The 12,237-nt window shown below is 69.0% G+C and carries 9 protein-coding genes; 4 read left to right on the forward strand and 5 right to left on the reverse strand.

Annotated elements, in window-relative coordinates; translation table 11 throughout:
* Nucleotides 1–18 precede the first annotated feature (18 nt).
* The 5 genes from pdxA to lptF all read right to left on the reverse strand — a co-directional run bounded on the left by pdxA (nt 19) and on the right by lptF (nt 7,213).
* On the reverse strand, nt 19–1,023 hold the full coding sequence (pdxA, locus tag AC07NG_RS16785; RefSeq protein ID WP_494595203.1) for a 4-hydroxythreonine-4-phosphate dehydrogenase PdxA: 1,005 nt from the start codon (nt 1,021–1,023) through the stop codon (nt 19–21).
* A complete protein-coding gene (locus AC07NG_RS16790; RefSeq protein ID WP_494595205.1) occupies nt 1,020–2,351 on the reverse strand; it encodes a peptidylprolyl isomerase in 1,332 nt (443 codons plus the stop codon). The genes pdxA and AC07NG_RS16790 overlap by 4 nt, the downstream gene beginning before the upstream one ends.
* Before the next feature lie 176 nt (nt 2,352–2,527).
* A complete protein-coding gene (locus AC07NG_RS16795; RefSeq protein WP_494595207.1) occupies nt 2,528–4,939 on the reverse strand; it encodes an LPS-assembly protein LptD in 2,412 nt (803 codons plus the stop codon).
* A gap of 28 nt (nt 4,940–4,967) precedes the next feature.
* Nucleotides 4,968–6,074 (reverse strand): LPS export ABC transporter permease LptG, encoded by a 1,107-nt coding sequence (gene lptG / locus AC07NG_RS16800; RefSeq protein WP_492855496.1) that lies wholly within the window; start codon nt 6,072–6,074, stop codon nt 4,968–4,970.
* Nucleotides 6,071–7,213 carry an LPS export ABC transporter permease LptF gene (lptF, locus tag AC07NG_RS16805; protein WP_492855495.1) on the reverse strand — a complete coding sequence of 381 codons (1,143 nt, stop codon included), beginning with the start codon at nt 7,211–7,213 and terminating at the stop codon, nt 6,071–6,073. Before lptF ends, lptG begins: the two co-directional genes overlap by 4 nt.
* Before the next feature lie 259 nt (nt 7,214–7,472).
* Between lptF and AC07NG_RS16810 the strand changes: the two genes are divergently transcribed.
* From AC07NG_RS16810 to AC07NG_RS16825, 4 genes are all read left to right on the forward strand, one after another.
* Nucleotides 7,473–8,954, forward strand: coding sequence for a leucyl aminopeptidase (locus tag AC07NG_RS16810; protein ID WP_492855494.1), 1,482 nt, complete (start codon nt 7,473–7,475; stop codon nt 8,952–8,954).
* A 95-nt stretch (nt 8,955–9,049) separates the two neighbouring features.
* The gene (locus tag AC07NG_RS16815) at nt 9,050–9,508 is read left to right on the forward strand and encodes a DNA polymerase III subunit chi (RefSeq protein WP_110117847.1); all 459 of its coding nucleotides are present in this window, start codon (nt 9,050–9,052) and stop codon (nt 9,506–9,508) included.
* Nucleotides 9,505–9,855, forward strand: a complete 351-nt coding sequence (locus tag AC07NG_RS16820) for a peptidase inhibitor I78 (RefSeq protein ID WP_199228291.1) — start codon at nt 9,505–9,507, stop codon at nt 9,853–9,855. Before AC07NG_RS16815 ends, AC07NG_RS16820 begins: the two co-directional genes overlap by 4 nt.
* Before the next feature lie 347 nt (nt 9,856–10,202).
* The gene (locus tag AC07NG_RS16825) at nt 10,203–11,897 is read left to right on the forward strand and encodes a cellulase family glycosylhydrolase (RefSeq protein ID WP_494595210.1); all 1,695 of its coding nucleotides are present in this window, start codon (nt 10,203–10,205) and stop codon (nt 11,895–11,897) included.
* Nucleotides 11,898–12,237 lie beyond the last annotated feature (340 nt).

Raw genomic sequence — 12,237 nt, forward strand, 5'->3', positions numbered from 1 at the left:
TCGAAACGCCGCGAAAGCCTAGCTGGCGCTACGCCGGGCGGCGATCTGGGCGGCCAGGTGGATGGCGGCGATCAGGCTGTCGGGGCGGGCGATCCCGCGGCCGGCGATGTCGAAGCCGGTGCCGTGGTCGGGCGAGGTGCGCACGATCGGCAGGCCCAGGGTCACGTTCACCCCGCCCCAGAAGTCGAGCATCTTCACCGGGATCAGGGCCTGGTCGTGGTACATGCACAGCACCCCGTCATAGGTCCGTCGGGCGTCGGGGTGAAACAGGCTGTCGGCGGGCGAGGGGCCGCGGGCGTCGACGCCGCGGGCGCGCAGGGCCTCCACCGCCGGGATGATCACGTCGATCTCCTCGCGGCCCAGGGCTCCGCCTTCGCCGGCGTGCGGGTTGAGCGCGGCCACCGCCAGGCGCGGCGCGGCGATCCCGAAATCGGTCTTCAGGGCCTGGGCGGTGACCAGGCCCGCCTCGACGATGCGCTCGACGCTGAGCGCGCCCGGCACCGAGCCCACCGACTGGTGGATCGTCACCAGGGTGGCGCGCAGGTCGCCGGCGGTCAGCATCATCACCGGCCCGCGCGCGCCCTCGTAGGGAGCCGGAGCGGTCAGTTCGGCGAGGAACTCGGTATGGCCGGGAAACTTGAAGCCAGCCTCGTACAGCGGGGCCTTGGCGATCGGCGCCGTGACCAGGCCCGCCACCGCGCCCGACAGGGCCAGGCCGGCGCCGGTCTCGATACAGCGGATGATCTGGGCGGCGTGGGCGCTGGAGGGCTGGCCGGCGATCACCGGCGACTGCAGCGGCAGGTCCAGCACCGGCAGGGCGTCGGCGAAGACCCTGGCGGCCTCGACCGGACCGGTCACGGGGCGAACCTTCACCCCGCCGCCGGCCGCGGCCAGACTCTGGAGATCACCGACGGCCATGAACACGGGTCCGGTCTCCCGGAGGGCCGCCCAGGCCTTGGCGATGATCTCGGGCCCGACGCCGGCGGGATCGCCGACGCTCAGGGCCAAGGTGTCTGTCTTCACCGGGTCTCGATGGTGGCGGAGTTGCGCAGGTCTCGCAGGTAACGTTTGGAGATCAGCGCAAGTTGCTGACCTCGCAGGCGATTCTCGATCTGGTCATGCGACGGCGCCGCGGCGCCCGACTGGCGCTTGCCGCACACCGCGATCAGGTGCAGGCCGGCGTCGGTGCGGATCGGATCCGAGATCTGGCCGACGTTGAGGGCGTTGGCGGCCTCCTGGAAGGCCGGAGCCAGATCGCCGATCTCTGCTTCGCCGAGGTCGCCGGCCACGACGCCGTCCACCTTGCCGGCTTCGGCCTCGAGGGTCTGGCAGCTGGTCAGCTTGGGCTTCAGGCCGGCCAGCAGGGCGGTGGCCGACTGCACGTCGGCTTCCGGGGCGTCCTTGGCCAGGGCCACGGCCACCTGCTTCAGGTCGACCAGGGTCGCCTTGGCGCCCGCGCGCTTGTCGCGCAGATAGACGATGTAGACGCCGTCCTTGACCGAGATCGGGGCCGACAGCTGGCCGGGGCGCAGCTGTTCCAGGGCCGCATCGACCTCGGCCGGCATTTCGCCGGGGCTGACCCAGCCGGCGTCGCCGCCGTTGGCCGCGGTCGCCGCGGCCGAGAACTGACGGGCCACGGCCGGGAAGGGCGCGCCCTGCTGGATCTGCGTCACCAGTTGGCGGGCGCCGTTCAGGGCCACGTCCGGACCGCCGACGCGGGTGGCGTCGATGAACACTTCGCTGACCTGGTACTGCGGCTTGCTGGCCGACTCGGCCAGGCGGCGCTGGAAGGCCTTGATCTGGTCTTCGCCGATGCGCAGGCGCGAGCCGTAGCGGCCGCTGATCCAGTTCTGCCAGCTCGACTCGGCGCGGATCTGGGAGCGCCAAGTGTCGGCGCTGACGCCCTGGGCGGCCAGCTGGTCCAGCAACTGCTGGGCCGTCATCTTGTTGCCCTGGGCGATGCTGCCGATCTCCTCGTCGACTTCCTTGTCGGTCGAGATGATCGTGATCTTCTGTTCCTTCTCGACGCGGCGCAGCTCCTGGAGCTGAACGCGCTCGTCGATCAGCGAGCGCAGGGCTTCCTGCTCCAGCTGGGGCAGGTTCTCCTGGGTCGGCTGCATGCCCGAGGTGATCATCAGCAGGCGCATGCGCTGCATCAGGTCGTAGGACGAGATGATGTCGTCGTTGACCACGGCCGCGACGCTTTCCGACAGCGGATTGGCGCGAGCCTGAGCTTCCGGCTGGGCCGCCGCGGGGGCGTCGATGGTGGGCGCGGCCTGACGCGCGTGGGCCGGCATGGCCGCCACGGTCAGGGCGAGGATGGACGCGGCGCTGGCCGCAAAAGTCGTCACGCTACGCGCAGCCCGCATGGGTAGTGTCGTTCCTCTGGAGCCCGACCGTCGCCGATCGACCTCGATTTCAAACCGTTGAGACGCAACGACCTTCCAGCTGCCTGTCGGTGGTCGCGCCTCGATGCGCCACAAGGACGCGTGCGGACCCCCGCACGCCCCCCGGCGCGATGGAATAATCAGTCGCTGTACCCTGTATCACCCAATGTGGCGAGGGTTAGGCGGACCACGATCGACTCGTCGGGCTGGAGCTTCAGGCCCGTCACCGTCGAGCTATAGCGGTCTTCGTGTTGGTAGATGATGTCGATGCGGATGCAATCGTCCGTGTAGGCGACGCCCAGGTCGCGGCGACGCCAGGTTTCGGCCACCAGGTCCAGCTGGCCGAAGGCCGTCAGGGCCCACTTGCTGGTCAGCTTCAACTGGCCCCGCGTCTCGAAGTTTTCCTGCCGCTCGCCATTGGAGTCGACGGTGTCCTTCAGGTAGCGGAACGAGCCCTGCAGGCGCGCCGTGGCGGCGTCCATGCCGGTTTCGATACGGTTGATCTCGGTTGTGTCCGAATCCAGGCGGGTGCGGACATAGGCGTTGATGCCCGGCACAGGCGTGACCGTGGCCGCCACGATCCAGTCGGACGACTTCTCCTGCAGGCCGGTGCGCTCCGGCAGCAGCGGGTCGTACTTGGTGCGGAAGCTGCGGCCGATCAGGATGCTGCCGCCGCGGCCGTCGGCCGTGGTGAAGGTCGCGCGACCGCCGACGTTGGCCCGGGTGCCGCCCTCGTAGAGGTCGAAGCCCGGCGACTTGTTGGTGCGGAACAGGTTGGTCTCGTCGAACTCGAAGGCCGAACTGTCCTCGTTGTAGAGGTAGGTCGTGGTCCCGTCGCGGGCGACGACCACGGGCACGCGCGAGCTGTCCGAACCGGTGGCGATCTGCACCAGGGGCTCGAGGATGACGCTGCCGCCGTTCTTCAGGCCCTTGTACAGCGGCAGGCTCAGATCGACGCCGGCCACGCCCAGGGTGCGCGAATAGCTGACCTCGGCGTCGTCGCCGGCCGCCAGGGCGGCGGTCGTCAGATAGACGCCCTTGATGTTGTAGGCGTCGGCGCGGGCCTGGGCGAAGGGCTGGATGCGCAGGCCGGGACCGACCACGGCGCTGGCGCGCCAGTCGGCCTGGAAGCTGCCGCGGGCGCTGTCGACGCCGTTCTGGCCGCGATAGGCCGTCTGCATGGCCGAGGAGTAGGGCGACTCGCCGAATTGCGATTCGGAGCGGTTCAGCACCACGCCCGAGCCTTGCAGCCGCAGGCGGCCGAACAGAACCGGCGATTCCGGCTCCCAGCGGCCTTCGACCAGCGGGCCGATGAACGGGAAGGCCCCGCTGTTCTCGAACTTGTTGCCCAGGCCCGTGGTGGAATCGGTGCCCACGACCCGCAGGCCCTGCACCGAGACGGCCGAAACCGAGAACCACGACCGCGTGTCCTGCCGCGAGGCGTAGATCTGCGAGGTCAGGCGGTGATCCTCGCTCGTGAACAGGCCGCGCTGCTCGTAGACGTCGTTGATGTCGTACTTGTCGAACAGCAGGGCGTCGGAGGCGCGCTCGGCGCTGAAGCCCCACTTCCAATTTTCGTCGATGTCGAACGCGCCCTTGGCCAGGATGTAGCTGCGGGTGGTCGCGTCGCCGAAGCGGTTGCCCTTGTTGTCGAACTCCTTCTCGTACGTCGCCCCCATGCGCGCCTCGAGCATGCCCGAGTAGAAGCGCTTGCGGTAATTGACGTTGAGGAACGGATTAATTTTCGTGTTGATTTGAGGGCTTAGCACGACATCCGAAGACGGCGAGATGACCTGCAGATAGGGCTGCTGGTAGGACAGGCCGCGCTTCTTCGAGAGGCCGACCTTAGGCGTTAGGAAGCCCGAGCTCCGCTCGGCCTGCGGGTCTGGGTGCCAGAACAGCGGCAGGTAGACCAGCGGCGCGCCCCACAGGCGGATGCGGGCCCCGTGATAGTAGACGATCTTCTTGGACTTATCCTGCACCACCTTGTCGGCCTCGATCGACCAGGTGGGGGTCGGCTTCTCGGCGCAGACGTCGCAGGGGGTGTAGATCGCCTGGTTGAGTTCGGTGACCTGGTCGTTGCGGCGGATGGCGGTGGCGGCCGCGATCTTCACGTTTTTGTCCAGGCGCGTGGAGAAGTTGCGCGCGAAGCCGGCGCGCATGTCCTTGTCCAGCGTCAGGTCGTCGGCGAATTGGGCGGTGCCGTCGGCGTTGATCAGTTGCACCTTGCCGTGGGCGGTGACCACGCCGGTCTTGGTGTCGTAGATCACTTCCTGGGCGCGCAGCACGCGGCCCTGGTAGCGAACCTCCACCGATCCCTGGGCGGTCATGGTCTGGGCCACGTCGTCGCGGATCAGCAGGTCGGATTCCAGATAGTAGCCGTCGTCGCCGAGGCCGTCGTCGGCCGCGGCCGGCTTGGCGGGAACCTCGGGCACGCTCGCCAGGGACGGCTGGGCCGCGTGCGCGCCGCTGGCGGCGAACGCCAGCCACGCGACGCCGGCCATCAGCAGCTTGCGAACCGCCGCGGCCGGCGCTGGGCTTAGATCGATCATCAGGGGCCTCGATGCCGGCGTCACAGACTCAACCATCCTCGGTATAGCAAAGCAGGGTCAGCCCCGCCAAAAGCGCCGCGGCCGGCGGGGTCCAGGCGGCCAGGATCGGCCCCAGGAGATCGGCCTTGCCGAGCGCGCCGCAGAGTTCGTTGAAGAAGAAGAAGCCGAAACCGAGCGCGACGCCAGAGCCGGCCAGGGCCGCCAGGCCACCCAGGCGCATCAGGCGCAGCGAAAAGGCCGCCGCCAGCACCGACATCGCCGCGAACAGCAGCGGCGTGGCCAGGATCTGCTGCAGGCGCAGCTTGAACGGCGTGGCCGAGAAGCCGGCGGCCTCGGTGCGGGAGATGGTCTCGGGCAGGCGCCAGAAGGCCACGGCCTGCGGGTTCTTGAAGCGGTCGGCGGCGGTGCGCTCGTCGAGGTCGGACGGCACGGTGACGCTTTCGGTGCGCATGGCGCCGACGCCGGGCGTGGCGACGCTGACTCCGGTCAGCCGCCAGAAGCCCGGCTCCAGCCGCGCTTCGGCCGCCTCGTAGCGCTCCTTGAAGACCAGGGTGTCGTTGGGCTGGACGTCGTAGACGAAGAACGACACGCCGCGCAGGCGCACCGTGCCGCCCACATTGTCGCGCATGCGGGCGCGGATGACGATCTGGCGCTTGGTGTCGCCCTGGCGCAGCCAGGCGCCCTTGGGGGCGTTCTTCAGGTAGCCGGCCAGCAGCGCGTCGCGCTCGGTCTCGAAGCGGGTGCTCATCGCCGCGGTCAGCGGGTTGAGCAGGGTGACGGTCACCACGCCCATCGCGAAGGCCGCGAAGGCCGCCGGCAGGATGAACCGCCAGGCCGAGACGCCGGCCGCGCGCATGGCGATCAGCTCGCTGCGGCGGTTCAGGCCGACGAACGCGCCCAGGGTGCCGAACAGGAAGATGAACGGCGTCAGGGTCAGCAGGGTGGCCGGGGCCTGCAGGAGGGTCAGGTACAGCAACTGGCCAAAGCCCGCGTCTTCCGATCGCGTGCCGACGTTGCGGCTAATGTCGACGAAGGCGATCAGCATCACCAGCGCGCCCAGCACGGCCAGGGCCGCGCCCAGCGAGGCCAGCGTCTTGCGCAGGACGTACCGCTCGATCATCCCGGGACCGATCACGACGCGGCTCCCAGCGGCAGCAGGCCGTCGCGATGGGTGGCGATCGGCACGTAGCGCATGATCTTCTGGCGGAAGATCTGGGCCAGGCCCCACCAGGTGGCGGCGAGCGGCACGGCGTATTGCAGCACGTTCAGCCACACCTGGTCGTCGCAGGCCGCCTGCACGCCGAAGCCGAGGATGCGCACCACCGCCGCGGCCGCGCCGACGGCGGCGATCCGCTTGGCGTAGCCCATGCGGCTGAACGAGCCGCCGATCACGGCCGCCAGGGCCATGGCCATCATGGCGAGGTTGTAGAGCGGGCTGGACAGGCGCGAGTGGCCCTCGGCGATCAGCTTCACCCGGTTGTGCTGCTCCCACTCCTGGGTCAGGTCGGGAAAGAACAGCTCGTGCGGATAGCGGTCGGCGATCTTGTAGTGCAGCAGCTCGTCGCTCTGGAACAGGCTCGACAGGTCGAACACGTATTCCTCGAACGACAGATAGTTCAGCACGCCGCTGCTGGAGAATTCCTGGTTCGAGCCCTTGCGCATGATCAGCACCGGCAGGCCGTTGCGCTTGGCGATGACGCCTTCGCGGGCCGTGTAGGTCACCGAGCCGCCGTTGGGCTTTTCCTGGTGGATGAACAGGTTCTTGATCAGGTTGTCGCGGTCGATCGACTGGGCGTAGACCGTCAGGCCGGGTCCGGGCTCGGTGAACTCGCCGGGCCGCACCAGGGTCGAGGCCAGGTCCGTCTTCATGTCGAAGGCCGTCTCGCGGATCAGCCTCGCCGACCATGGCTGCGCCCAGAGGCCCAGCGCCAGCGACACCAGGGTCGCGCCCACCGCCAGCCGCATGGCCGGCGAGATCACCCGCCAGCGACTCATGCCGCCGGCGAAGCAGACGACGATCTCCTGCTCGGTATGCAGACGGTTCAGGGCCACCAGGGCGGCCACGAACAGGGCGATCGGCATGATGATGTTCAGCAACTGCGGCAGGGCCAGCAGGATCATCTTGGCGAAGATCAACGCCGTCTGGCGCTGCTCCACGAGAATGTCGAATTCCGACAGGCTACGGGCGAGCAGAGCCAGCGCCGCCAGGGCCGCGGTGGCCAGGAGGGTCGGCCCGACCAGCTGTCGGAAAAGATAGCGTTCGATCAGGCGCATGCGGGGGTGGTTTCGGGGGCTTCACGGATTCGCGCGGCGAACCCCGGCGTTGGCGTGTTCTACACGTCTGGCTCGGCTTGGCACAACCGAAGACATGATGTGGGACGGCGTTGGGACGGCGTGACGGGGCTGTGAACGGCGACGGTCTTTTCCCAAGGATCGGCATGGACTATGCCGTGCGTTCACGTCCTGTCGCGTCGGATCGCGGCCTTCTTGAGGCCGCGCCGCGACCGGGCTTTCCGCTTCCCAGGAGCGCTCCATGCGTATCGAGTTCGTCCCCGCCGACAGCCAGGCCGGCGCCAACGCCGCCATCGCCGTCCTCGCCTACGAGGCCGCCGCCCTTTCGCCCGAGGCCAAGGCGGTCAACGACGCCGCCGGCGGCGCCATCGTCCGCGCCGCGGCCGGCGGCCGCTTCATCGGCGCCAAGGGCCAGGTGCTCGACATCGTCGCCCCGGCCGGCCTCGACGCCGCCCGCGTGGTGGTGATCGGCGTCGACGGTTCGGGCGTGGTCGAGCCGGAGACCGTCGAGATCGCCGCCGCCCATGCCTATGGCGCGGTCAAGACCTCGGGCGTCACCGAACTGCTGCTCAAGCTCGGCGGCGACGCCGAGACCGCCGCCCGTGTCGCCTTCGGCGTCAAGCTGGCCGCCTACCGCTTCGACAAGTACCGCACCACCGAGAAGGCCGAGAAGAAGCCCTCGGTCGCCACGGTGAAGGTCGCCGCCGCCGATCCGGCCAAGGCCCAGAAGGCCTTCGCCGCCCTCGAGCCCCTGGCCGACGCCATCCTGTTCAGCCGCGACCTGGTCTCCGAGCCGGCCAACATCCTGCATCCGGAAGAGTTCGCCGCCCGCGTGAAGGGCCTCGAGAGCCTGGGCCTGGAGGTCGAGATCCTCGGCGAGGCCGAAATGGCCAAGCTCGGCATGGGCAGCCTGCTGGGCGTCGGCCAGGGCAGCGTCCGCGAAAGCCAGCTGGTCATCGCCCGCTGGAACGGCGCGGCCGACAAGTCGGCCCAGCCGATCGCCTTCGTCGGCAAGGGCGTCTGCTTCGACACCGGCGGCATCTCGATCAAGCCGGCCGACGGCATGGAAGACATGAAGTGGGACATGGGCGGCGCGGCCGCCGTGGCCGGCGTCATGCACGCCCTGGCCGGCCGCAAGGCCAAGGTCAACGCCATCGGCGTGCTCGGCCTCGTCGAGAACATGCCCGACGGTAACGCCCAGCGCCCCGGCGACGTGGTCACCTCGATGTCGGGCCAGACCATCGAGGTCATCAACACCGACGCCGAAGGCCGCCTCGTCCTGGCCGACGCCCTCTGGTACACCCAGGAGCGCTTCAAGCCGAAGTTCATGATCGATCTGGCCACCCTGACCGGCGCGATCATCATCTCGCTGGGCAACGACTATGCGGGCCTGTTCAGCAACAACGACGGCCTGTCGGAGAAGCTGCTGGCCGCCGGCGAGTCCGAGCGCGAGCCGCTGTGGCGCCTGCCGCTGCCCAAGGCCTACGAGAAGCAGATCGAAAGCCCGATCGCCGACATGAAGAACATCGGCGGCCGCCCGGCCGGCTCGATCACGGCCGGCCTGTTCCTGCAGCGCTTCGTCAACGGCGTGCCGTGGGCCCACCTCGACATCGCCTCGACCGCCTGGCGCAAGGGCTCGACCGATCCGACCGTGCCCGACGGCGCGGCCGGCTTCGGCGTGCGCCTGCTCAACCGCCTCGTCGCCGACGCCTACGAAGGCTGACGCGTGAGCGTGGCAGCCGAAAGTGTGAGCGGTTTCGGCGGTTGCCACGCTCCAACTAACATTTGGGGCGGAGCCCAAAGGGCTCCGGCACAAGCATGAGCGCCGCGCCCTGCGAGATCTGGTTCTACCATCTGGAGCGAAGCAGCGCCGAACAGGTGCTGCCCGAGCTTCTGGAAAAGACCCTGGGGCGCGGCTGGAAGGCTCTGGTCCGGGGCGGGGACCCCGCGCGCCTCAACGCGCTGGACGCCCACCTCTGGACCTTTCGCGACGACAGCTTCCTGCCGCACGGCATGGCCGAGGAGCCGCTGGCCGAGCGCCAGCCGGTGCTGCTCAGCGCCGGTCTCGACAACCCGAACGGCGGGGACGCGTTGTTCCTGCTCGACGGCGCTGAGCCGGGGGACCTTGCCGCGTTCACGCGCTGCATCCTGCTGTTCGACGGTCGTGACGAAGAGGCCCTGCGGCTGGCGCGGGGCCGTTGGAAGGCGTTCAAGGCGGCCGGCCACCCGGTGTCCTACTGGCAGCAGGCCGAACGCGGATGGGAGAAGAAGGCATGACGCGGTTCGTGAAGCGGTTTGGCGTGATGTTCGGCGCGGCCATGGTCCTGGCGGCCTGCTCGACCGGCGCGCCCGAGCCCGCCCCGCCGCCGCCGCCCGAAACCCCGGTCGCCCCGCCGGCCATCGCCCTGCCCAAGCCGCCGGAACCCGAAAAGGACCAGTGCGGCCTGAAGGACGCCCAAGCCTTCGTCGGCAAGAACCGCACCGAACTGCCGGCCCCGGTCGATCCCTCCCGCTGGCGCGTGGCCTGCACCACCTGCCCGGTGACCATGGACTACCGCGCCGACCGCCTGAACATCCTGTTCAATCCGGACACTGGCGTGGTCCAGCAGGTGAAGTGCGGCTGAGGGGCTTCCTCCCTCACAGCTCTCAAGAAGATCGTCATCCCGGAAAGCCCGGAGGGCTTATCCGGGACCCAGGGGACTGGGCACCGCGATAAGGTTCGCGCTGCCAGCGGTCGCCGCCTCGCTGCGCGCCGCCCCTGGGTCCCGGCTCTTCGCTTCGCTACGGCCGGGATGACGGGCAATTTTCTGCTTGAAGAACTAGCGCCGCCCACCTCCAGAATTCCCCCTAACCATTTGTCCTCATGGACAAATGCGCCGTCCATCTGGACAAGATCAGAGTCCCCGGGCCAACTCCGCCCGCGACGCAGCGGCGACCTCCCAACCAGCCGCGCGCGCTGGGGAGTTCGTCCATGAAGTTCGCCGCCGTCCTGGCCGCCGCCGCGTCTCTGCTCGCCGTCTCGACCGCGATCGCCGCCGAAGCGCCGCCGCCTCCCGGTCCGCAGTGGCTCAAGGCCCAGGGCGACCGCATCGTCGACGAGACCGGCGCGCCCGTCGTCCTGCGCGGCATGGGGCTGGGCGGCTGGATGCTGCAGGAGGGCTACATGCTGCGCCTGTCCAAGCTCGGCCAGGAGCACGTCATCCGCGCCCGCATCGCGGCCCTGGTCGGCCCGCGGCGCGAGGCCGCGATCCACACAGCCTGGCTCGACAACCACACCACCAAGGCCGACATCGACGACATGGCCGCCGCCGGCTTCAACTCCGTGCGCCTGCCGATGCACTACGCCCTCCTGACCCTGCCGGCCGATCAGGAGCCCGTCCCGGGCGCCGACACCTGGAAAGAGGACGGCTTCCGCCGCATCGACGACCTCCTGGCCTGGACCAAGGCCAACGGCATGCACCTGATCCTGGATCTGCACGCCGCGCCGGGCGGGCAGGGCAATGATCTCGCCATCTCCGATCGCGACCCGGCCAAGCCCTCGCTGTGGGACAGCCCGGAGAACCAGCGCAAGACCATCGCCCTCTGGAAGAAGCTCGCCGAGCGCTACAAGGACGAGCCGGCCATCGCCGCCTACGACGTGCTCAACGAACCCAACTGGGACTTCGACAGGAGGGCGTCGGGCAACGGCTGCGCCGACGAGAAGCAGGCGCTGCTCTGGGACGTCCAGCGCCGGATCACGGCGGCGATCCGCGAGGTCGACCAGCGCCACCTGGTGATCATCGAGGGCAACTGCTGGGGCAACAACTACAAGGGTCTGGGAAAGCCCTGGGACGGCAATCTGGCCCTGTCGTTCCACAAGTACTGGAACCGCAACGACCAGGCCTCGGTCGAGCCGATCCTGAAACTGCGCGAGCAGACCGGCCTGCCGGTCTGGCTGGGGGAGTCGGGCGAGAACTCCAACGTCTGGTTCGCCGACGCCATCCGCCTGGTCGAGGGCCACGGGATCGGCTGGGCCTTCTGGCCGCTGAAGAAGATCGGCTTCAACCAGCCGCTGGAGGTCCAGGTCGGCCCCGACTACGACGCCGTCGTCGCCACCCTGACCGGCGAGGCCAAGACCCCGGTCCAGCCCGACCAGGCCTACGCCGTGCTGATGAAGCTGGCCTCCCATGACGTCCGCTTCGAGAACAACCTGCGCCACCCCGACGTGCTCGACGCCATGCTGCGTCAGCCGCACGACGACAGCGTCCGGCCGTTCAAGCCCCAGCGCGTCACAGCCAAGGGCGGAACCATCGCCGCCGTCGACTACGACCTCGGCGTCATGGGCAAGGCCTACTGGGACGCCGACGCCGCCAACTACCACGTCGCCACCGGGGCCGACCGCACCCTCTGGAACAACGGCCGCACCGCCCGCAACGACGGCGTCGACATCGCCCCCGACGGCACCGACTTCACCGCCGGCGAATGGCTGCGCTACACGGTGACGGCTGACCGGGCAGGGGCCTATGCGGTCACGATCGTAGGGCAGGGGCCTATGACGCTGGCGGCCAACGGCGGTGCGGAAGTTCGTTCGGGCGGAACGGTGCACCTGCTGGCCGGGACCAACGTCCTGGTCCTGCGCTCGGAAGGGGCGGCTGCGGTGACGTCGATCAAACTGAAGCCACGCTGATCCCTCTCCCCTTGCGGGAGAGGGTGGCCTCGCGGAGCGAGGTCGGGTGAGGGGTCTCTCAGACCTCAACGCCGCGTGCACCGGTCAGGCTGGGTGCGATATTGGATGTCTGAGAGACCCCTCATCCGTCGGCTTCGCCGCCACCTTCTCCCGCAAGGGGAGAAGGGTCGAGGGATACGCACGCTGCTCACACGGCGTAATCGGAAAAGAATCCAACCAACTCAACGCCCTACAACTTTATCACCCCAACTTATCCCCACCTGCTCAAGCCGCCCCATAATCATCCCCATCCCAGCCATGGGGAGGGCTCTTGGTACCGGCCCGAGTTAGCGGCTGTGGA

The organism is Caulobacter sp. GW821-FHT10C03 (assembly GCF_059415485.1).